Source organism: Streptomyces sp. NPDC058620 (assembly GCF_042717135.1).
In the GTDB taxonomy this organism is placed as follows: domain Bacteria; phylum Actinomycetota; class Actinomycetes; order Streptomycetales; family Streptomycetaceae; genus Streptomyces.
Map to the genome: position 1 here is coordinate 44233 of NZ_JBHXQO010000025.1, position 21583 is coordinate 65815.

15 protein-coding genes and 1 pseudogene are annotated in these 21583 nt (G+C 66.7%); 8 read left to right on the plus strand and 8 right to left on the minus strand.

The features are described 5' to 3' along the window. Positions 1–53: 53 nt before the first annotated feature. Positions 54–206, minus strand: a pseudogene (locus ACFWSK_RS22380) (VapC toxin family PIN domain ribonuclease); the annotation flags it as partial. 74 nt (positions 207–280) lie between these two features. Continuing rightward, on the minus strand, positions 281–2545 hold the full coding sequence (locus ACFWSK_RS22385) for a Dyp-type peroxidase (protein ID WP_383788961.1): 2265 nt from the start codon (positions 2543–2545) through the stop codon (positions 281–283). 340 nt (positions 2546–2885) lie between these two features. Here ACFWSK_RS22385 and ACFWSK_RS22390 point away from each other — a divergent pair, with 340 nt between their 5' ends. From ACFWSK_RS22390 to ACFWSK_RS22410, 5 genes are all read left to right on the plus strand, one after another. Further along, a complete protein-coding gene (locus ACFWSK_RS22390; protein WP_383788964.1) occupies positions 2886–4859 on the plus strand; it encodes a galactose oxidase-like domain-containing protein in 1974 nt (657 codons plus the stop codon). Positions 4860–4939: 80 nt separating this feature from the next. After that, positions 4940–5239, plus strand: coding sequence for a hypothetical protein (locus ACFWSK_RS22395; protein ID WP_383788967.1), 300 nt, complete (start codon positions 4940–4942; stop codon positions 5237–5239). Beyond that, positions 5239–5403: a hypothetical protein gene (locus tag ACFWSK_RS22400; protein WP_383788969.1), complete on the plus strand. Its 165-nt coding sequence runs from the start codon at positions 5239–5241 to the stop codon at positions 5401–5403. Before ACFWSK_RS22395 ends, ACFWSK_RS22400 begins: the two co-directional genes overlap by 1 nt. A gap of 82 nt (positions 5404–5485) precedes the next feature. After that, positions 5486–5632, plus strand: coding sequence for a class I SAM-dependent methyltransferase (locus ACFWSK_RS22405; protein WP_383788972.1), 147 nt, complete (start codon positions 5486–5488; stop codon positions 5630–5632). Positions 5633–5693: 61 nt separating this feature from the next. Next, complete coding sequence (locus ACFWSK_RS22410; RefSeq protein WP_383788975.1) at positions 5694–6254, plus strand: SDR family oxidoreductase; 561 nt, start codon at positions 5694–5696, stop codon at positions 6252–6254. Between the two features lie 236 nt (positions 6255–6490). Here the strand turns inward: ACFWSK_RS22410 and ACFWSK_RS22415 are convergent, their stop codons facing one another. Together ACFWSK_RS22415 and ACFWSK_RS22420 are read right to left on the minus strand one after the other, a co-directional pair. Then, positions 6491–6946, minus strand: a complete 456-nt coding sequence (locus tag ACFWSK_RS22415) for a hypothetical protein (protein WP_383788977.1) — start codon at positions 6944–6946, stop codon at positions 6491–6493. 70 nt (positions 6947–7016) lie between these two features. Further along, positions 7017–15578 (minus strand): DNRLRE domain-containing protein, encoded by an 8562-nt coding sequence (locus ACFWSK_RS22420; RefSeq protein WP_383788979.1) that lies wholly within the window; start codon positions 15576–15578, stop codon positions 7017–7019. A gap of 419 nt (positions 15579–15997) precedes the next feature. Here ACFWSK_RS22420 and ACFWSK_RS22425 point away from each other — a divergent pair, with 419 nt between their 5' ends. Next, complete coding sequence (locus tag ACFWSK_RS22425; protein ID WP_383788982.1) at positions 15998–16510, plus strand: MmpS family transport accessory protein; 513 nt, start codon at positions 15998–16000, stop codon at positions 16508–16510. Between the two features lie 729 nt (positions 16511–17239). Here the strand turns inward: ACFWSK_RS22425 and ACFWSK_RS22430 are convergent. The 3 genes from ACFWSK_RS22430 to ACFWSK_RS22440 all read right to left on the minus strand — a co-directional run bounded on the left by ACFWSK_RS22430 (position 17240) and on the right by ACFWSK_RS22440 (position 18319). Next, positions 17240–17458, minus strand: a complete 219-nt coding sequence (locus ACFWSK_RS22430; RefSeq protein WP_383788985.1) for a hypothetical protein — start codon at positions 17456–17458, stop codon at positions 17240–17242. 11 nt (positions 17459–17469) lie between these two features. Continuing rightward, positions 17470–17787 carry a hypothetical protein gene (locus tag ACFWSK_RS22435; RefSeq protein ID WP_383174163.1) on the minus strand — a complete coding sequence of 106 codons (318 nt, stop codon included), beginning with the start codon at positions 17785–17787 and terminating at the stop codon, positions 17470–17472. A gap of 298 nt (positions 17788–18085) precedes the next feature. Further along, complete coding sequence (locus ACFWSK_RS22440; RefSeq protein WP_383788988.1) at positions 18086–18319, minus strand: helix-turn-helix domain-containing protein; 234 nt, start codon at positions 18317–18319, stop codon at positions 18086–18088. A 288-nt stretch (positions 18320–18607) separates the two neighbouring features. On the opposite strand from ACFWSK_RS22440, the gene ACFWSK_RS22445 reads away from it, so the two are divergent. Beyond that, complete coding sequence (locus ACFWSK_RS22445; protein ID WP_383788991.1) at positions 18608–18805, plus strand: hypothetical protein; 198 nt, start codon at positions 18608–18610, stop codon at positions 18803–18805. A gap of 64 nt (positions 18806–18869) precedes the next feature. Next, complete coding sequence (locus ACFWSK_RS22450; RefSeq protein WP_383788993.1) at positions 18870–19298, plus strand: type II toxin-antitoxin system HicB family antitoxin; 429 nt, start codon at positions 18870–18872, stop codon at positions 19296–19298. 1429 nt (positions 19299–20727) lie between these two features. Here the strand turns inward: ACFWSK_RS22450 and ACFWSK_RS22455 are convergent. Beyond that, entirely contained in the window at positions 20728–21561 is an 834-nt protein-coding gene (locus tag ACFWSK_RS22455; protein WP_383788996.1) for an alpha/beta fold hydrolase, read from the minus strand. Between the last annotated feature and the right edge of the window lie 22 nt (positions 21562–21583).

Sequence of the window (21583 nt, forward strand, 5' to 3'; positions counted from 1 at the left end):
TCGCCGCAACCTGGTCGACTGGGGCTGCCTGCGAAATCAGAGAAGGACAGTGGTCAGGCGCGTACGTCCCGTTGCTGCACTTCCTTGAGGACCGCCGCCACCGTGGCGAAGTCGTTGTCCACGTGGAGCACCGTGTGACCGTGATGGACCGCTGTCGCACACAGCAAGAGGTCGATGGCCCCGGCCCCTCCGGCCCTGCTACGGCCGGGCGGGCCCCCGGGGGCGGCCGTAGCAGGGGCCACTGGCTGCCCTCGAAGCCGGAGCCAGGGTCAGGGGCCGGTCAGCCCGTCAGGGACCTCCACATCGTCAGCGGTCGGTCCTCGACCGTGACCTGGTCCTCGTGGCCATGGCCGTCGCGGATCACGATGATCCGGTACTTGTCCTGGTGGAACACCCAGAACAGACTCATGCCGTTGATCCGCTGCATGTCCGGTACCGCGAGGAATTCGTCGACCCGCGTGATCCCGTCCAGCGATCGCCACAGGTCGAGGCCGCGGTCGCCGCGTTCGAGGGTGTCCCGGTGCATCCTGCCATCGGCGACCGAGATGAGGCGGTAGATCTGACGGTCCATCAAGGTGTGGAACACCCAGTACCAGCTCTTGCCGTCGACCCGCTGCATGTCGGGGACCGGCAGGAAGGCGTCCACCCTCTCGATGCCGTTGAACGAGACCCAGGCGGAGAGCGGGCGGTCCGGGAGGTCGATCGCGGAGGTCTGCTCGGGCGGGAGTCCGGACTCGGCGCCGTCGGCGATCGAGATCTTCCGGTAGACCTGCCGGCCTTCGACGGTGTGGAACAGCCAGAACCGGCTGCGGCCGTCGATTCGCTGCTCGTCCGGAACGGGCAGGATCGCGTCGACCTTCTTCACCCCGGCGTAGCACGGCCAGGTGGTCAGCGGCCGGTCGGGGCGTTCGCGGACGTCGGCGTGCTCGTCCCCGTCGGCGATGGAGACGGTCCGGCAGACGGCGCCGTCGCTGCCTGTCCCGTACGCCCAGTACCAGCTCTTGCCCTTGTCCCGCTGCATGTCGGGGATGGGCAGGAAGGCGTCGGTCGGCCGGACGTCAGCGGGCGGCTTGTCGGTGAGCCGGCCATCACCGAGCAGCCGCAGCAGGGCCAGCGAGGGTACGAAGGAGTAGACGGACCCCTCGGTGACGACGAACTGACCCAGGCTCAGCTGAGTGGTCTTGCCTGGGGTCTCGTAGCTGAGCTTTCCGGCGGCGCCGACCATTCCGTCGGGGCCGGGCTTGTTGGGCCGGTTGGGCGGAAAGTCCGGGCTGTCGACCCACGCCTTCTGGATGAACTCGAACTGCTGCACAAGGTCCGACTGGTAGCAGACGAAGAGCAGGCCGCGCTTCTCGTCGGGCCCGCCGGGTCCCTCCGAGGCGGGGTCGAAGGGCGCGCCGTACGGGGCACCGCGGCGGATGATCCGGCGGCGGTCCATCACCGGATTCTCGTCGAACGGCGGATCACCGGGCTTCTCCTGCAGGCCGTCCCGGGGGTTGGTCTTGCGCAGGTGCGAGAAGAGCGGGGTGATGAAGCCTTCGGGGTCATTGCGGTAGCCGAAGTCGTTGTCGTCGCCGGCCAGCGCGTTGGAGGGCCTGTCGGCGTTGGGGCACGTGGCGACGGGGGTGCCTGAGCGCCACCGGCCGACGAGGCGGGCCGCCAGCCACTCCGAGGTGGCCTCGCGTGGCACCACCTTGGCCTCCTTGAGCACCTTCAGCTGCCCGGCGACCTGGGACCAGAAGCCCGGGACGTCCTGGCCGAGACGCCGCACCACCTGGAAGGTGCCGTTGTCGGCCCAGTCGGGCGTCTCGTGCGGCACGCCGCCGACGCGGTCGTGGCCGACGACGAACTCGCCGGGCGGGATCAGCCGGGTGCCGTGGTGGCCCTTGACGTACTCGGGCTTGACGGGGTCCGGCTCGTCGAAGCCGATCACGCCGGGCTCGCTGACGCCGTCCTTGAAGCCGAAGTGCTCCTTGCCCCTCCGGCTGCCGGACAGTGTGGCGGTGTCCTGCTGGAACACGATCACGATCTTTGCCGCGGCGCACGCCTCGCGCTGCTGTCTGACCGTCGCCTGGAGGTCCTGGACGGTGTCGGAGGCGACGGTGAGCACAGCGTGGACGACCTGGCCCTTGCCGTTGCCGAAGAGCCACATCTCCGGCGAGCTGTCGCCGGTGTCCCCGAGCGCCCGCTTGTCCGAGCCCTGTTTGAAGGCTTCCAGGCCGCTACCCGGCTTGACGGAGGGAAGCGGGTCCTTTCCGGTCAGCTCCCGCAGGCCCGCGCAGGTGAAACCGACGTTGATCCAGGTGGCCTTCAGCGCCTTCGGGTCGTCGCCGACCGACGCCTTCCTGGCCTTGCTGAAGGCGGCGTTGAAGGTCGCCACCTGCCTCGTCGTGGAGATCTGCGGTTCCAGGGCCTTGACCCAGGTGCGCGCCCTTGCCGGGTCCTCGAACTTGAGGAACAGCAGGGTCATCTGGTCCTTCTTGAAGCCGGCGATCACATCGCCCTGGATGTCGTCGCTCTCACGCAGTTTGAGATCGTCCGCCATGTTCTCTCCAGAAGATCGACACCTCCACGTCAATGTTGCGCAGAGTAGTCAATAGAGTACGCAGCACGCGCATACCCTTCCACTGACCGACTGGCCGATGAGCCCGATCGTCACCCGCTCGCTGTCCACAACCTTGCTGGTCGGTGGCACGTGAGGTGCGTTGAGGTGCCTTTCGGGGGCGGGATCACCCGCCTGCATGTCTCAGGGCGACAGCCAGGTGACACGCGGGAACACTGGGCTTCGTCACCGTGTGTGAACACGTGGCAGTCCCGGCGCAGCCCGTCCCCCACGCGTCCCCGGTCGGCGCGGCTGCGCCCTCCTCTCTGCTGCAAGGAGTCCCATGTCCCGCAGTAATCCACCCATGCCCGCCCGCCGGAGGCTCGCCACGGCGATCTCGCTCTGCGCCGCCACCGCGATGGCCGCGTCCATGGCAATGGCGTCGGCAGGCCCCGTACTCGCCCACACCGGTGACGGAGACCAGGGCGAAGCCTTTCCGTACGCCCCCGCCTCCCGGGCGGCGACCGCACCGGTCACCATCGACCCGGCAGAGGCGGCGACGCTCGGCAAGGAGCACGCCGAGGAGCACGCCCGTACCCGGAAGGCACTGGCCGGCGTCGGCGAGTACCCGCAGACCACCCGTACGGAGCGGCTCAAGGCACTGACCGCCTCCCAGGAGAAGGCCAACGCTTCCTTCGACGCCGCCGAGTTCGGCCGGTTCCGCGAGTACTTCCAGTCCCCTGATTTCGCAGCCCACATCGCGCTGCTGCCCACCGGCAAGGTCCTGCTGTTCTCCTTCGAGCGGATCGAGACCAACCCGCAGAAGGAACCCGCCCCCACCGACACCATCGGCAAGGAGAACGCCGGCCGCGCCTGGATCTGGGACCCCGCCAAGGGGACCGGCCCCAGCGCGTTCACCGAGAAGAAGCCGCCGGTCATCAACATGCCCGACGGCAAGAACGAGCCCCGCCCGGCCCCGTTCTTCTGCGCCGGCCACTCCTATCTGCCCAACGGCATGCTCGGCGTCTTCGGCGGCAACCTCGGCGGCAACGGAGGCTCCGGCGCCAAGCTGTCCCTCGTCTTCGACCCATGGACGGAGGATTGGTACCTGAACAAGGACATGTCCGTCGGCCGCTGGTACCCGAGCGTGGTCACCGGCGCCGACGGACGTCAGGTGATCATGTCCGGTCAGTCGGAACTCGGCTGGGGCACCCCCACCCCGGTAGTCGAGCGCTTCCCCGCCGCGATCCACCCGCTGCCCGTCGACAAGTCGGTCAAGCCCGTCGGCTGGGGGGTGGACAAGCTCACGACCGAAGCCCCGTTCAAGTGGGACTATCCGCAGCTGTTCTCGCTGCGCGACGGCAAGATCTACGGCCTCGGCCGCTCCGTGGACCAGCAATGGCTCTTCGACACCGCCGCCGACACCAAGACCGACCTGCCGAACCGCCCGGACATCAACAAGGACAAGCCCGGCCCGGACGGCGGGGAGTGGAGGCGCAACTACGGCTCCGCGGTCCCCCTGCCGGCTGGCTTCCGAGGCCCCGACTCGGTCCTGGTCCTCGGCGGCGACCGCAATGACCCGAACACCTACCGGCTGGCCGGCGGCAAGTGGAGCACCGAGAAGCCCCGCGCCTTCGGCCGTACCCAGGACGACACCCTGCTCCTGCCGAACGGCAACCTGCTCAGCGTCAACGGCGCCTTCGACATCCGCGACTACGGCAACGGACCGTACAACCCCAACGCCGACCTGAAGTACCGCCAGGTCGAACTCCGCGACGAGAACGGCGACTGGAAGCTCGGCCCCGTCCAACGGCTGCCACGCGGCTACCACTCCAACGGCGTGGTCCTCCCGGACGGCCGCGTCATGATCACGGGCGACGAGCTCCAGCAGCTCGCCAACGACCCCGACATCACCGACAACAACAACGGCAGCATCGAGATCTACGAGCCGGCCTACCTCCACCAGGCCAGCCGCCCCTCGCTCGGCCTGATCTTCAACCCCAGCGTCGGCTACAACGAGAAGATCACGGTCAGCACCAGCACGCCCAACGACGTCACCCGCGCCGTACTGCTGGCACCGACCACCGCCACCCACTCGATCAACACCAGCCAGCGTCACCTCGAACTGCGCATCAAGAGCCGCAGCGGCAACTTCCTGGAGCTCCAGGCCCCGCCGACCGCCGCCGCGGCCCCGCCCGGCTACTACATGCTCTTCCTCCTCAACGAGGAGGGCGCACCGAGCAAGGCCGGCTGGGTCCAGCTCAAGCCCCCGACGGCCGCAGGGGCCACCGCCGCCAAGATGAAGGCCGGCGACTGACACCCGCTGTCTTCTCCGGGACGAGCCCCCAGCCTGGTCACGGGGCACGGCTCGGGCTCGCCGCGGACCGCACAGCACCGGTGTCGCGTACGGGCGGGTCTGACCTGCCCGGTGATCTCGGTGAGCTGAAAGTCCGCAAACGGATCAGCCCCGACAACAACGCCCGCGCCCTGGAAGCAGTACGCCGGACGTTGGACCTCAATGCCGGCACCGATCTGATCACCGGCCAGGTCCTGGACCCTCTGCTGTACGTAGAGCTCCTGCCGCTCATTGAGCAACTCAGCGGGCGCACGGTCGACTTTGGCCAAGTGGATCGGGAACAGGTCCGCACCCTCAGCGCCGTCGAACGGCATTTCTTCGCTGTACCGAAGGAAGTCTGATGGAAGCGGTCTCTTGCACCGCCCAGTGGACGGCCGCCGCCCGCGCGCTGGAGTCCGAGCGGTCCGATGCGCTCTCCGCCGACCCCTGGGCGCGAACCCTCGCCGGCGGCAGGGCTTCGACCTGCTCGACCGCTACGCCGGTGCGGGGACCAGGCTGTACCTGACGGTGCGGACCAGGTATATCGACGAGGCCGTACACACCGCGGCGAGCCGCGAAGTGGGGCAGGTGGCGCTGGTCGTGCTGGGATGGACACTCGGGCGGCACGTCTTCGCCGGCCGGAGGGCACGATCCTGTACGAGGTCGACCACCCCGAGTTGCCGGCCGTCAAGGCCGCCTTCTCGGCGACGGCTACGCACAGGGGTGTGAGCGGCGGGAGGTGCCGGTCGACCTGACCGGTGGCTGGCCCCGGCACTGGCGGCCGCCGGCCTCGACCCGGCGCGGCCCACACTGTGGGTGGCGGAGGGGCTGTTCTTCTGTCTGCCCGCCGTTGCCGTGCGCGGCCTGCTGGGCGTCATCGCCGAACTCTCCGCACCGGGTTCCGTGCTGGCTGGCGACTTCATCAGCGCCACAGCGCTGACCAACCCGTACGCGCGCCCGTTCCTGAAGAATCTCTCCGACGACGGAAGTCCCTGGCAGTTCGGCACCCATGACCCGCACGAATTCCTCCGCGAAGCGGGCTGGCAGCCCCTGGATCTGCGGCAACCGGGCGAGCAGGGAGCCGGCTTCGGCCGCTGTCCCTATCCGGTGCCCCCGGCCACAATCATCCGCTCGGGCCGTATCGGCGGGAACGGAGTGACCGGGGCCTGCCCGCACAGCGACGGGATCTGTGCTCTGGTGCGTGCCGGACTGCTCATCGGCTACCTGCCCGACGCCCCCGTACGAGTCGATCTCACTCCCGTCGACTTCGCCGCCGCAGCCGTCCTGGCCCTGCAGGACACGGCCGGCCACCGCACCCACCATCTCCTCAGCCCCGCACCCGCGACCATGAACCCCGCTCGAACGGGGATCGGTTAGGCGTTCGCCACACCAATTTCCCTTCACCCAGCACAGCCACCACCCCCGAAGAGCGATGGGAGCCCGGCGCCCAGGGCCGCGGACCACCCTGCGCCGCAACGGGATTCGTGAGCCTCCATCCTCACGCAGTTCCTACGTGTCTGCCGCCCCGCGCCTCGCGACGTTGCTCCGAAGCTCACCGGTCCGGCTGTTGGCCGTATGCATGCGCGTACGGCCAACAGCCTGCCCAGCAGTGCTCAGGGATTCGCGACCGACGGATTCACGGCGTCGAACACCATGACCCCAGCCTTGGGATCAAGGAAGAACGTCGCTTCGAACGCTCCTCCCGTCACCTGGGAGGTGAAGCTCTCACTCACCTCCCAGGCCACCCCCTTGGGCACCTTCGGGGAGATCCCTCCCAGCGTGGCCGGGGCTTCCTCGGCCGGTACCCAGTCGTGCTCCTGCTGGAGCCGTTCGGTATCGCCCCTCGCCAGCTGAGCCACGCCCGAGACACGGAAGTCTGTGGGGCCCGCCATCTCCGACGGCCTCCCGAACTCCTTCGTGACCCATTCGACGGCGGTGATGTCCCCGAACTCCGGGAACCGCTCGAGAACCGGCCCCTTGTCCCGCTCGATCGTCTGCTCCGGCTCCGCCGTCTCCGGCGAGCGGGCCGAAGACCCCGCAGGACTCCGGACACTCGCGGTGTCGGCCACACCGCTGCCGCAGCCGGTGATCAGTGCCAGTGCCGCGACCAGCATGACTCCCCTGCGCGTCCGACGGACGTCACCGCGGGCCATTGGTCACCACCGTGCTGCTTCCCACGTCTCCCCTGTTCCATGTGACGACTCGGGTAAGCGATCCGCTCACCATGAACGGTTTCGCCCAGCCGAGCGTAGCGAAACGGCCGTTCTCGGCGTCCGCCGCACCCGATGCCTTGTCCGTCATTCCCTGGTTGAAGTCGTAGCGGTCCATGGCGTGGACCGTGACCGTCATGGTGAACTTATCTCCCTGTGAGGTGACTTCGGCGCTACCCCAGATCTTGTGATCGCCCAGAGTCTTGTCCCAGTTCTCGGTCTTCGTGTACAGGCCGGCGCCGGTCATGCTCCGCGCCCCGCCCGTCATGTCGAAGGTGGACTTCCCGGTCTTCCCGCTGAGGATTTCCGCGGCGTTCTGTGCCCGGGCGATCTCGCTGTCGACGAACGCTCCGATGGCCTCATCCTCGTGGTACCCCTCGTTGTAGTTCACCTCGAAGTCCGCCCCGGTGTTCTCCCTGTAGCGGGCGTAGGCCGGTATGGCGTCGTCGAGGGCGCCGTCACCGTAGAAGCCGAGCGAGGCGAGCAGGCCGCCACCGATCATCTTGGCCTTCCACTTGTTCCAGCTCACGTAGTCGCCCGCGGTCGGCTTGGAGTTGGGGTCGTAGGGGAAATCGTCGTCGTACGTGACCTTGGGCTCACTTGGCGCGCCCTCTGTGTAGCCGCCACCGCTGGCCGGCTTGGAGGGTGCCAGGAAGAGGCTGGTCATCGTGCTGCCGCCGCCGCACACGTCCTTGATGCCCTCGGCGCACGGCAGGTGCCCGTCCAGCTCGATGAAGCTGGTGGGGTTGCCGCCGGTGAAGGCGTAGCGGTTGCTGGTGTACGGATCGGAGCCGAGGCCCATGTCCGCGAGGGCACCGTTGTACATGTCCCGGGTGGTGAAGCGGTTGAGGCCCGGGTTGTAGTTACGGAATCCCATGTCGTACGTGCCGGACTGGGCGTCCCAGCGCTTGGCGTTGTACCGGTAGGGGTTGTAGCTCTCCTCCGTCGGGTCGCCCGCCTCCGGCTTGTCGATCCCGGTGAACTCGGACTCGTCGTCGTTCCCGTAGGCCGTGTACCCGTAGGTGGCCTTGGTGTCTCCGTCCTTGGTGGTCAGCGTCTCGACGTCGGTGTGGCTGTTGTAGCCGTAGAAGCCGTCCTCGCTCGTCCCGTCGGTGTTGTGCTTGACCTGGGACAGGCGCTCGCCCCACGGGCTGTACTGGTACGACTTGGTCAGCTCGCCGGCCACCTTCTCGTCCAGCACCTCGCCGGAGAGGCCGAGGTAGTCGAAGTCGGTGGTCTTGGCGTCCACGGTCTTGGTCGCTGTGCGGTCCAGCGGGTCGTAGGTGTACTTCGTGGTCTTCTCGGCCCCGGCGTCATCGAGGCTCATGCTCTCGGTGACGTGATCGAAGCCGTCGTAGACGGTGCGCTCAACGAGCTTGCCACCGCTGGTCACCGACTGCTGGCGGCCGAACGGATCGTAGTCGTACGTGGCCGTGGCCCCTGCGGTGGTCGCGGAGAGCAGCCGGTTGCGGTCGTAGTCGTACGTGGTCGTGTCGCCCTTGACGGTCTGGGACACGACGTTGGCGTTGTCGTCGTGGGTGTACGTGTCGGTGCCCGCGCCGTTTCCGGTCTTGACCGATTTGGAGAGCCGGTCGGCCGGGTCGTAGGTGTAGGCGGTGGTGGAGTCGAGGTACGCCGTGTTGTTGTCGGCGTTCATCTTCTTCGCCACGTCCTGCGACTTGTTACCGTTCGGGTCGTAGGTGTAGGTGTGCGACGACACCAGGGTGCCGTTGGCCTTCTTCTCGGCTTGGGTCCTGACGACACCGTCGAGGTAGTAGGTGTGATCCACCGTGTTGCCGTTGGCCTTGGTCTCCTTGAGCCGCTGCCCTCGGTCGGTGTACGTGTACGACGTGACCTTGGGCGCCGTGTCGGTTGCGGTCTTGCCGACCGACACCGTCTTCACGAGGTCCCGGGGATCGTAGGTGTAGGCGGAGTGCTGGTCGGGATGGACCACCGTCTCCGGCTTTCCGTTGGCGTCGTAGGTGTAGGAGGTGGACTTCTTCTCCTGGCCCGCGAGCGCCTCGGTGACCTTCTGGACCTGGTTCAGGCCCGTGTGGGCGATGGTGTACGCGTCGACCCGTGCACCGGACGAGGTGTCGTCGATCGACGTCAGGTTGCCATTGGCGTCATAGGCGTACGAGAACGAACGCTTCTCGGTGTCCGTGTCGCCCGAGTTGTTCCGCACCAGCTTCACGCCGTCGGCGACGACCGCGCCGCCGGTGTTCCGGGCCAGCTGAAGCTTGGCCGCATTTCCCCGGGTGAAGGTGAACGAGCCCAGCGAGACCCAGGTCCCGGAGTTCGCGTTCTGGTCCTTGGCCACGTCGGTGGTACCGCCGGAATGCGTCACCGTGTACTTCGCCGCCGTGGCAGCGCCAGTGACCTTCGGGTACTTGACGTAGGCCGTGTAGGCGCCGTCCTGCGGGATGTTGAGCTTCCAGGTGAACGCCTCGGTACCGGTCCCGGCGGCGTAGACCTGGTGGTCGTAGCCCTGCTGGCCGGTGATGCTGCCCTTCGTCCAGGTCCCCGTCGACGAGGTGTTCTGGGTGTCGGAGTTGTCGACCAGGACCACCGAGCTGCCCACCGGCACGCCGTCGTCCGCCTTGGACTTCAGCTTGCCGTCCGGGTAGAAGCCCCAGGTCATGGTCCGGTTGGACGAACCGCCTGCCGAGGTGAGCGTACGGGCGGTCTGCTGCCCGAGGTTGTTGTAGTCGTACGTGGTGACGATGTCCCACGGGTCCGTGGAATTCTTGGTCCAGCCGTTGTCGAAGTACTGGAAAACGGTGTCGTTGCGGACCGTCTGCCCCTCCGACGGAGGCAGGGAGGTCTTCTTGACCCGGCCCACCTCGTCGTACTCGGTCTCCGACCAGACCTTGTGGTTGTAGCGCGTGTCGCTCGGGTCGTACGGCTGGATCTGTCGCTTGGGCCGGTTCATCTGGTCGTAGGTGGTCTCCTGGACGAAGTCCTCGGAGGTGGCACCCGTGGCGGTACCGCGCGGAGAGTGGACCTTGGTGGTGTTGCCGACCTGGTCGTACTCGTACCGGACCGTGCGGTAGGTGATGGGGCTGGTGCCATCGTGCGGGGTCTTGACCTCCTTCTGCATGCCCCGCTCGTCGTAGGTGATCAGGGTGGTGTTGCTCTCCGCGTCGGTCGAGGACAGCGTCAGCGAGTCCTTGTCGTACGTGCTGGACGTCGACTTGCCCGCGGCGTCCGTGACCGTCGTTATCCGGTGGTTGAGGTCGTAGACGGTCTTGCTGGTGAAGTCGGTGGAGTCGGCAGTCGCGTTCTTCTTGGGGTCGATGACCTTGGTGACGTTGCCCACGTTGTCGTACTCGTACGAGATCTTGTCGCCCACCATGTTGGAGACCGAGGTCAGCTGGTAGATCTCGTTGTACGTGCTGACTGTGCGGAAGTCGTCCGGGGTGGTCGTGGTCAGCGTCCCCTTGGGCTCGGTCGAGCTCTTGAGGTTGCCGACCTTGTCGTAGGTGTACGTTGCCACGCGCTCGTCGGCGGTGGTCGTGTCCTTGGGCGCGGTTGCCGATATCAGCTGGTCGGCCGCGTCGTAGACGGCGGTCGACTCGGCCAGGTTGGGCGCCTTGGACAGGGTCACGTTGTCGTTCGCGTCGTAGACCGGAGCCGGGGTCGTGATGAGCACGCCGGCGTTCTGGTCCTTGGGCGAGGTGCTGGTGGTTGGACGGCCGAAGACGTCGTAGCCCTGGGTGGTCTTCTTGGACAGTGCGTCGGTGACCTGCGTGACCTGGCCACGCTCGTCGTAGACGAACGCGGTCGACCTGTTCAGCGCGTCCGTGATCGTGGCCGGATAGCCCGTCGCCGCGAAGCCGGTGTTCACGGTCGCGTTGCCGTTGGCGTCGACGGCCTTGGTCAGCTGGCCGAAGACGTCGTACTCGTACGTCGTGGTGTAGTCGTCCACCGTCGTGGTGGCTACGCCCTTCGGGTCGGTGACCTTGGTGAGGTTCCCGAAGGTGTCGTAGCCGAACTGCCAGGTGCGGCCCTCCGGCGAGATCTTCTTGGCCAGGTCGGCTCCGAAGCCGTCGGGACGCGGCTTGTACTCGTACTTCTGTGCGTTGGCCGGGGCGACGCCAGATGCGCATTCGCTCTGCTCGGGGACGCCGCTCTTGTTGTTCTCGGCGTCGCGCTGCCAGAGCGGGTAGCCGGTCTTCTGGTCGTAGCAGTACGCGGTCTTGGCGCCGTTGGCCTCTTCGAGGTACGTCACGTTGTTGTCCGCGTCCCAGAGGAGCTTCGTGGTCTGCGACTTGGCGTTGACGGTCTGTACCGCGCGGCCGAAGTCGTCCATCACGAAGGCCGAACTGTGCTGCTCGGCGTCGGTGACCGTCGTGTCGGTGAACTTGGGGTTGGCCGCGTTCACCTTGTACACGAACCCGGTGGTGCCCTGAAGCCGGTCGGTGAGGGACTGGGTCCACCAGTGGTACTTCGGGTCGTCGCCCTCCTTCGGGTAGTAATACGCCAGGCCGGTCGCATTGCCCCGGGGGTCGGTGGCCTTGACCAGCTTGACGTTCTTGTTGCCCTGGGTGGCGTCGTACTCGAAGAGGAACACCTTGGGCTGTGACGAGCCCGCGCCGTCGGTGAGCTTGGTGAGCAGGCCCTTGTCGGAGTACTCGAAAGTGACCTTGCGACCGGATATGTCGGTCATCGACTTGACGTGGTCGTCGACCTTGGTGCCGGCCTCACCCTTGGCGTAGTACTCGACGGTGAGGCTCTGGCGGGCGGCCGGGTCGGTGATGTACTTGAGGAACTTGGTGGGCTTGTTGTTCGACTTGCGCTCTTCGTACGTGTAGGTCTGTGTGTTGCCGTTCTTGTCGACGGTCGACGTCATGTAGCCGTCGCAGCCGAAGAGGAACCGAGTTCCGTCCGGACGGGTCATGGTCCAGGCGTCGGGGATCGGGTCCTTGAGCGGGGTGCAGTCGAGTCCCGGCTTGGCTTCCAGCTTGTAGTGGACGCCGGCCGGGGCCTTCCATCTGCCGTCAGGCTGCTTGGCGAAGATGTGCGTGGTGCCGTCACCGTCCGGGAGCTTGACCTCGGTCGGGTGGGGCTTGGGGTGGAACTCCAGCGGTGCGCCCAGGCGGGTGGGCCCCGCCAGTTGGCCGGACCAGCCGTGCCCGAGGACGGTGTCGGAGGTGTCGAGTGTGTTGTAGGAGAAGCGGGCGAAGGTGCTGATGCCACGACCGGGGTTGGAGAACGCGTTGTAGGACCAGACGCTGTTCCCGGAGGCCGTGTTGTTCATGACGGTGGAGCCGGCGCCGGTGTTCTTGCCCGCGTAGGAGTAGAACTTCTCCAAGCCGAGCTGGTTGGAGGTGGGGTCCTCCACCGCGACGTTCTGCTTCAGGCCCGGGATGCCGGCGGTGCCTGACACCCAGGTGCTGGTCGTCTTGTTGAATACGTCCCAGGTCAGGGCGTAGTCGGTGCGCTTGTTGCCCGAGTCGGAGTTGATCGGGGTCTTGACCTGTGCCTGGAGGCTGACCGAATCACCCGGTGCGACGTCCCGGGGCAGGGTGGTCTGGATTTGGTTGCCGCCGTTGGTGACGTCGGTGCCGTCGGGGAGGGCCCACTTGTAGGTGAGGGCCTGGTCGGTGGCCTTCCACGTGGTCGTGGTGGTGTTGGTGAGGTTGAAGTCGACCGTGTAGGTGGTGTTCGGCGTCATCCGGGCCGGGGTCTGCGGCGCGAAGTACGTCGAGCCGGTCGTCGAATCGATATACGTGACGACGATCTTCGGGTGGAGCTTGGGCTCGGCTCCCTCCGAGGACAGGAACAGGGTGCGTTCCTGCTTGAGGGTTTCGTCGGCCATCTTTATGGCGACGCCCTTCTGGGACGTCGGGGTGCTCACCCAGGACTGCGCGAGTGAGGTGACGTTCCAGTCGTGGCGCGCCGGGTCGTTGGTCTTGGACCCGTTGTCGGACACGACCGCGCCGACGTCACCGCCCTGGGCCGTCCAGGTGGTGGCGGCGTCCGCCTTCACCCACGTGGCCGTCTCATCGAAGTCCCGCGTCAAAGGTCGGAGTTCGTAGACCGCTCCGGCCGCGTCCTGACTGGTCTGGGTGCCCCACAGACGTACCGTCGCATCCAGCACACGCGCGGTCGCAGGAATGCCCAGGGCCGGGAACTTCAGCAGGGCACGGGTCTTGCCGTAGGTGAGGGAGTTGTTGCCCGCGGAGATCCAGTTCTGCGGACCGCCCTCGGTGAGCGCGTCGTGCGCCAGCGAGGGTTCAGCCGAGGACAGGGTGGTGTCGGCGGACGCCTCCAGCACCTTTGTCGTCCGGCCCGCCTTCGGGAGGCGGGCCAGCTGGGTCTGCGCGGGGAGGACCTGCCGGTCCTTCGTCTTCACCGCGATCATGTAGTAGTACGCGCGGCCGAACGGGTCCACGTCATCGGCCCGGGTCGGGACCGCGGTGGTGTCGGTGAACGACGTCGTGCCCGGCGCCACCGGCGCCACCATGGTGGCCGCGGACGGGGTGAACGTCTGGTTGATGGAACGGTGCACCTGGTACTCGACCAGGTCATCGTCCGTGCTCACGGCCGATGGATCCACGTACGCCGACCAGTTCAGTTCCGCACCGGTGTCGTGGATGGTGGTCGGGGTGGTGAGGTCGACGCCCTGGCGGCCGTAGGTCAGCACCAGCTTCGGATAGTTCGCCGACTCACCCGCGTAGCCGAACTCACTGCCCTCGTAACGCGGCCCACCCTTGGGCCCGTTGACACTCTCGTCACCGGCTTTGATGACGAATCCGTTGTTGGCGTTCGTGCCGTCGATCCAGGACTGGACGGTCTTGGTGACAGGGAAGGTGTGCCAGGTGTTGAGCTCACCCGGCTTCTTCGTGACGACACCACCCTTGGTGAAGCGCACCGCGTCCGCAAGAACGGTCGTAGACGTCGAGGCGGGGCCGTCTCCCAGGACGACCTTGCCCAGGGTGCCCGCCTTGAACGGGTGCGTGCCCAGCGTCTTCCAGACCCCGCCGGTACCGGCCTGCTGATTGACGGTGTACGCCTTCGTCCCGCCGCTGTACGTCACGGTGTAGGGAGCGTTCGTGGCGCGGTCGGTGGCCGGGACGTAATGCGTCTCGACCTGGTAGTCACCATCCTCCGGCAGGCTCGGCTGCCAGGAGTACGTGTCCCCCGCGACCGTGTCCTTGTTGTAGAGGTAGTCCTGGTTCGTGGCGTACTGCGTGTACGCGGTGTTCCCCGACGCCGGCCACGCACCCACCGCAGCGGTCCGCCCCGTGTCACCGTCATCGACGACAACAGAGGTGCCCGACAACTCACCAGTGAAGGTATTGGCGCTGTTCCACGTCGCCTGCGCCTCGGTCCACGGCTGCGTGGCGCGGTGCGCCGCCAGCTGGACCTCGGTGTCACCCGCGGTGTGGGTCTGGTCGTAGTACAGCTTCAGATCGGCCGAATCGAGCTTCGTGCCCGCCGGTACGCCGGTCAGCGGGAACCGCATCAGCGCACGTGAGGCCCCTGTGCTGGTGTTACCGACCGACAGCCGCCAGTTGTCGTCGTAGTTCGTCCCCGGACCGTCCGAGGAAATCATCACGTCCTGCGCCGTCGTCGGCGTCGGCGCGATCGAGATCGTCGGATCGACCGTCACCGGGTACTGCCGCTCCGGCGCGGCCAGCCACTTCGCATCGGGCGTGACCGTGAGCTTCCAGCCCTTGCCCGCCCTGGTGAGCTTCTGGCTGACCTTCTTGCTGTAGGCGAACCCGTAGGGCGAGCGGACGTCCTTCTTCGCGTCCGTCATGAAGGCCGAGGGGATCACCAGTACCGGATTTGCACCCTCACCGTAGAAGGAAACCGATCCGTCCCGACCCTGCTTCGGTGTCAGCCCGCCGGCGTCCAGCGTGAAGGTAAAGGAGACCGGGCTCGTGGGCCTTTGGCCCAGGACGATGTTCTCCTTCACCCGGCCCGGACCCACCTGGTACGACAGGTCCGCTCCGGCCACGGCGTCCCTGTAAGTGACAGTGTCACCCTTGGCCACGGGAGCGAGCTTGCCCGCGCCCTGAAGCCCCAGGGTCACCGCATGCCCGTCACCGGCCTCGAACCTCAGCAGCTTGCCAGGGCTCGAACCGAACCAACTGCGTGCGGTGTTACTCGTGTTGACAAATTCGAAGCCTTCGGCCCGGGTCTTGGTGACCGACGGGTCGATGTCCTTCCAGGACTTGCCCGACCGATAGCCGGTCGGCACCGCCGACACCTCGGCCTGCACCCGGCCGTCGGAGAGTTTCCAGTACCGGGCGTTCGCCGTGCGGCTCCCGGTCAGTTCGGCAACACGCTTGGCCTTACCGGCCGCCTTGCCCTTCGGCAACTTCTCACGGCTCGGCAGCACCGGCGTTCCACCGGTCGACGGCTCGTCCGGCTTGTCGGGCCCCTTGTCGTCGTCCGAGAACCAGTCCGCAAAGTCATGGAGAATACCCTCGTCGCGATCACCCGAAACCGGTGCCGCGTAGGCGACTTGCGGAAGCATGGTCCCGGCAACCGCCGATACCACGAGGCAGGCTATCGCCCGCCCATATCTTGCTTTCACGCCATTCCCTTCGCGGAAGCCCATCCCACCCAAAGCGGAATGGGAGCATCCATATGCGCCGGCGCGGACACTCCGTCGCCGGTCACACTGGATCTGACCTGGACCGGAACCCTTCGAGGCATGTCAAACCAGGCCACTTCACATGCGGAGAAATGGCCTCGCGAAAGGCGAGCCGGTCACGGCGGGGGGATTCTTCATCACGGAGGTGAGGGCCCGTCAACCACATTCACATAGCAGGCATTTCGTTGCGGTGATCGATGGCGGTTGAGGGCAGCTTGCCCGACATATCCATCGCCGGGCATCTATCGATACCGATGGTGTATAACCCAAGCGAATTTGCCTAGACCGAAAGTGTGGCCATGCTTGCAACAGGAACTCCGGCAAGCCCGGAGGAGTCAGAAAACCCGGAGACCACAGAGATTTCCGAGGCCCGGGACGATCGCGGCATCGACCGCCGAGGCATCGCCGTCGCGGCGGCGATACTCCTCGCGTGCGGCGGGTTCGTGGCGTACGGAGTCCTCGACCCCGACGAAGCGCCGTCACCCCGGCAAGCCATGCCCGCCGCCACCGTGACCTACGAGGTACTCGGGGAGGGCACCGCCGACATCTCCTACCGCGGCCCGAGTGGAGCGAGGGCGACCGTGGTCACGAACGCCCGTCTCCCGTGGAAAAAGACCGTGAGCGTCCCGCTCGGCGCTTCCTCGATCGTCAGCGTCACCCTCGGAGAAAACGGCGGAACGGCCAGCTGCACCCTCGCCGTAGGCGGCAAGCACATCCAACGTGGCACCGCCATCGGCTCCTTCGGCCGGACCACATGCAGCAGTGAACTTCTCGCACCCGCAGTATCCGCAGCCTCCGAAGAAGCCGCGTGACAGCAACGTCCGCTGCACGCAAAAACGCCCCCGGAAACGCGTTTTCCCAGGTCAGAAAGATTCTGCCTCGGGTTGATGGTGGGGCGGGTGGGACTCGAACCCACCGGAGTGACGCCTCTCACCTGCGACGATGCCGAAACAACGGACATAGCCACCCGTTTCCATCCGGCTGCATCCTCCTCGATCCGGCTGGAACGGGGGACCGTGCAGCGTTCGCTGCACCAGCCCTTCTTCACTTCAGCGCGACCACGGCCCCCGAGGCGTAGAGCGGAGTTACATTCGAGGGGCAACGGATCACCCGGGCTGCGGCGAACTTCGTGAGCCCCCTGACACCGTTACCAACCCACGGCGCGGCTACGTTCCGTAGCGGACGGGCCGACGGTGAAATCATCGGATCGTGATGTCGCCAGGGGTGCGACGTGCGGAAGTATGCCGCTCAGGTGCGGACCAGCAGTGCGTCGCGGGCGATGCCCTCCCTGCATCAGCTCGCCGTCGGTGTGCTCCGCCTGGCAGGGCGGAACAACATCACCGAGGGCCTACGCCATCACGGACGGGATCTGACCCGGCCGCCGGCGCCCCTCGGACTCACATGATCATTTCCAACCGATCGCGATAGCGACGCAGTTGTGGGGCGCTGCGGCCATGCACCATTACGGGCCGGGGAATACGCTTCTCGAAAGTTCGGCCGCGCCTGCCCCAAGCACGGCGTCTTTCGGTTCATGGGCGTGCTCACTGCTCGGCAAGTCGGTAGGTGGCGCTGTCCGGGTCGATCTTCACGATGACGCCTGTTGCGGCAAGATCGCGGAGGGCTTCGCGGGCTCGCTTCTCTTGCTGCCGCTGGTCTCCGTCACCGTGACCGGCGTCGCGGAGCGCGGTCACGGCGCGCCGGGTGTCCCAGGTGCCGCCGAGGGCTCGGATGGGCTTCTCCAAGATCTGCGCGATGGTCACGGGCGTGGGCCTTATTGCTCGGCGCGGTGATACTTGCGCTTGTGATTGGCGATGCTCTCCGCCGTTCCTCGATAGCCAGGTTCGCTGGAGCACTCGCGGCACTCCTCCCAGACGCCGGCGTCGACCGCAGCGCGGCTGACGGAGTGATGGGGCCCATAGCCGTGGGTGTGGAGGAACTCGGGCACGGAAGAGCCGTACTTGATGGCGATGACGGCGGCTTCGGCGACCTTGTCGTGGCCGGGTGCGAAGAACTTGCCGAGGCCGACTTCCTTCTCACAGCCGCACCAGCACGTGCCTGTGGGGATGAGGCGGAGCTTCTTCTCTGTCATGGGTCGAGCATGCCCAACCCTTGCATTGATCACAAGGGTTTAACCCAAGGAGTGCTCCCAAGGGTCACTTGCATCCGGGACAGCAACTCCCCACATCGAGAACGCCCTTGAACCCACCTCCGCCCCCGCCGGACAACTATGGAGCGATAGCGGTGTACCAGTCATAAACCTGGGCCACAGCTTGCAGATCGGGTCAGCCGAGGACGTACGCCTCATCACCGAAGCCGGCGAAGATCTTCAGCTTGCCGCCGAACGCCTTGACATAGGCAGCCAGGGTGTCGACCTCACTGCGCTGCAGCTAACCCTTCTCGATGCGGGAGACGCGGGCCTGGGTGACACCCATGACTTCGGCGACCTGGACCTGCGCGGTGTGCTGCCGCTTCCGCAACTCGGCGAGGCGGTGGACACGGGAGGCCAGAACCAACGCCTGTGCCCCCTTCTGGATCCGGTCCTTCTCCGCGTCGGTGAAAAAGAACTCCTCGGCAAGACCCTCCCAGGAAACGGCCTGTGAGTGCTCGATGTGATCAGCCATCGCGCCCCGCCCCCTCCGTCGATTCGCTTGAGATGTTCCGCTTGCGGCGGCCCGGAACCGTGCAGGTGAGATCCACGGAGCGAGTCAGGGCCATGTCGGCTGGCTGTCGCAGGTTCGTCTCCGGGGGTGCGCCGGCTGAGGTCGGGTACTCATGACGGGAGGGGCATCGGCCGCGATTCACGGCGACGACTGGAACATACCGCTGCAGGTCGGAGGCTTCCAGACAGATGCACCCTAGATTTCTAGTCTCGCTTGAGTCTGCACTCAATCCAGACTAGAATCACTGGCGTGAAGCGAAGAGACCTCATGAAACGGCTGAAGCAGATCGCAGCTGAGAAGGAGGTTGACTTCACGGGGCCGGAAGGCAGCGGACGGGGTCGGCACGAGACGTACAAGATCGGCGCCGCCAAAGTCCATGTCCCCCGGCACTCCGAGATCGCGGAGGGCACCGCCGCATCGATCATCCGGACGGCCGAGGAGGCGTAAGCCCCCTCGGCCTCCGGGCCAACAGTCCGCACATCATCGAACTGAGCAAAAAGGGGCGCACTGAATGACCACGCACAAGGCAACAGCAGAGCGTCAGGGGCGCTTCTGGGTCGTGAGCATCGACGGCCTTCCAAAAGGAGAGCAGAACGTCACGCAGGGCCTCACCTGGACCGAGGCCCACGACAACGCGCGTGATCTGGTCAGCCTCGTTCTGGACATCGAGGACGATCCGGCTGCCTACACCGTCGACCTCATCCCGGCCGACCCGGCGATGTTCAGGGTCGTTCGGGAAGCCGAAGAAGCCGACGCTGCCGCACAAGAGGCAGAGAGGCGCCGCCGCGTAGCGATGACACGAGCAGCAAAGACACTCGTCGGCCTCGGACTGACGCAGGCCGAAGCAGGACGCATGCTCGGCGTCACTCACCAGCGCATCGCCCAACTCGCACCCAAGGCACCGAACAAGAGCGCCAAGAAGAAGCCCGTTGCCGCCTGACAGGCATGACGTTAGTGATGGTTCCACTGACGGCCCGACGGGAGCGTCATGAATTCCTGGTGGACCCGGCTGCATACAAAGCGAGTGGTTTCCGTTGATGCCGACGGGGCAGGCATCTCGCCGCAGATCGGCTGCGCGTCCTGCGGATGACGTCGTGATCTGAACACCGCTCGACTAGGGGACCTCACCGGCACGCTACTGCCGTCCGGCTGGCCCGCTGTCGTCGCACGTGCTCGACGCGCTCATTGCACTCGGCACCCGCCTCGCCTCCCCCGTCGTCGGGCGCGGGCGCGGTGTCGCGGCCCCCACGAGCGAGACAGCGCCTGTAAGCCGGCCTGGCCCGCTGCGCGAGAGACTCGCCGTGCGGGGCGTGCGCGACGCCCAGGAATTGGAAAAGGTTCCTCACCGCCCGGCTCGGTCTACCCGCCCCCGGCGGTCAGCCAGTTGCCGGGGGCGGGCACGAAGTCTTCAAACGCGACCACCTCCCCACCTCCCGCCGGTTGAGGCAGCGCCTCGGGCATCAGGCTTCCGCCCAGAGCCAGCCATGCAAAGCTTCCCGATGACGGTGCTCGGGCGCGAGTGCAAGATCGACACACGTTGAGTGGAACGCGACGCCTCCAACGGCCGTGGGAGCGTACATAACCCTCCCACGGACACGGAACCACGAGAAGTCCAGGTCACAGCCGTGCAGGGCGCGTCCTGGATGCCAGAAGCCCCGCGGTCGCCACACCCCCGTGAGGCGACCGCCACACGCAAAACGCCCCCAGAAAACGGGTTTCCCCAGGTCAGAACGATTCTGCCCGGGGACGCTCGGTGGGGCGGGTGGGACTCGAACCCATCGGAGTGACGCCTCTCACCTGCGACGATGCCGAAACAACGGACATAGCCACCCGTTTCCATCCGACTGCGTCTGGCTCGATCCCGCACGGGCGGGCAACGGTTAGGTGTTCGCCACACCGCAGTTCAGCTCGGCCCTCCCGCAGCACAGGACCGCTGCACGCAACTCCCTTCTTCCTGCCACTGGGGCATTCGAGTCACCCGAAGCGATCCAGTCCTAACGGCCTGGACTCCGCGCGGCAGTCACGTTCCGTAGTGTGGCCGGGCTGCCTGCGGGCGGCGGAAGGTGGGGCCTGGCTCCCGTGCGAGAGCGCGGTGCCGTACTTGGCCATCGAGCTCTTGACCGGCATGAACCGGCGAGACGCCCGGCCGTGCGGGCGTCTCGTGTCGGAACGTCTGGCGAACGGCGCCCCCGCCCGGCTGCCCGGTCGTGCTGCCGTCGTAATGCGCGCGGACCGATGTCGTCCGCTCGACGGCATGCTTCGCGCGACTCACGGGCCTGCCCTGCGGCAGTGGGGGTACGGCTCAGCCTCGCGCCCGGTGCGTAACCTGCCGCGTGCCACCTCGCGGCAGGTGGGGTGCCGGCCGCCGGTCACTTGGCGAGGAACGCGAGGAGGGCGTCGGTGACTTCCTGGGCGTGGGTCCACAGCAGGCCGTGGGGGGCGCCGTCGATGACAACGTAGTCGGCCTGCGGGAGTGCCTGGTGGAAACGTTCTCCGGTGGCCTCGATGGGCAGGATGCGGTCGGCGGTGCCGTGCAGGATGAGTGTCGGTACGTCGATCTTGGGCAGGTCGGCACGGAAGTCGGTGGACCAGGTGGCCACGCAGGCCAGGGAGGCGTACGAGGAGGCTCCGGCGGCGACGTTCCAGCTGTTGCGGACGGCCTCCTCGCTGATGCGGGTGCCGAGGTTCTCGTCGAGGTTGTAGAAGTTCTCGTAGAACGCGGTGAAGTAGGCGTAGCGGTCGGCGGTGACGGCGCCTTCGATGTCTTTGAAGATGGTGCCGTCGACGCCGTCGGGGTTGTCGTCGGTCTTGAGGAGGAAGGGTTCGAGGGAGGCGAGGAAGGCGGCCTTGGCGATCCGGTCGGAGCCGTAGGTGCCCAGGTATCGGCCGACCTCGCCGGTGCCCATGGAGAAGCCCACCAGAACGACGTCGCTGAGGTCGAGGGTCTCCAGGACCACGTTCAGGTCGGCGGCGAAGGTGTCGTAGTCGTAGCCGGTGGTGGGCTGGCTGGAGCGGCCGAAACCGCGCCGGTCGTACGTGATCACGCGGTAGCCGGCCGACAGGAGCGCGGCGGACTGCTTCTCCCAGGAGTGGCCGTCGAGCGGGTAGCCGTGGATCAGCACGACCGGCTGCCCAGAGCCGTGGTCCTCGTAGTACAGCTCGACGCTGGTGGAGTTTTCCTGGTCGACGGTGATGAACGCCATGGTGGTTACTGCCCTTCGGTGT

What these genes read in the sequence shown, in the direction of transcription:
- ACFWSK_RS22385 (WP_383788961.1), bottom strand. Translation starts at nt 2,545, where the DNA reads ATGGCGGACGATCTCAAACTGCGTGAGAGCGACGACATCCAGGGCGAT.
- ACFWSK_RS22390 (WP_383788964.1), top strand. Translation starts at nt 2,886, where the DNA reads ATGTCCCGCAGTAATCCACCCATGCCCGCCCGCCGGAGGCTCGCCACG.
- ACFWSK_RS22400 (WP_383788969.1), top strand. Translation starts at nt 5,239, where the DNA reads ATGGAAGCGGTCTCTTGCACCGCCCAGTGGACGGCCGCCGCCCGCGCG.
- ACFWSK_RS22405 (WP_383788972.1), top strand. Translation starts at nt 5,486, where the DNA reads ATGGACACTCGGGCGGCACGTCTTCGCCGGCCGGAGGGCACGATCCTG.
- ACFWSK_RS22420 (WP_383788979.1), bottom strand. Translation starts at nt 15,578, where the DNA reads ATGCTTCCGCAAGTCGCCTACGCGGCACCGGTTTCGGGTGATCGCGAC.
- ACFWSK_RS22425 (WP_383788982.1), top strand. Translation starts at nt 15,998, where the DNA reads ATGCTTGCAACAGGAACTCCGGCAAGCCCGGAGGAGTCAGAAAACCCG.
- ACFWSK_RS22435 (WP_383174163.1), bottom strand. Translation starts at nt 17,787, where the DNA reads ATGACAGAGAAGAAGCTCCGCCTCATCCCCACAGGCACGTGCTGGTGC.
- ACFWSK_RS22440 (WP_383788988.1), bottom strand. Translation starts at nt 18,319, where the DNA reads ATGGCTGATCACATCGAGCACTCACAGGCCGTTTCCTGGGAGGGTCTT.
- ACFWSK_RS22450 (WP_383788993.1), top strand. Translation starts at nt 18,870, where the DNA reads ATGACCACGCACAAGGCAACAGCAGAGCGTCAGGGGCGCTTCTGGGTC.
- ACFWSK_RS22455 (WP_383788996.1), bottom strand. Translation starts at nt 21,561, where the DNA reads ATGGCGTTCATCACCGTCGACCAGGAAAACTCCACCAGCGTCGAGCTG.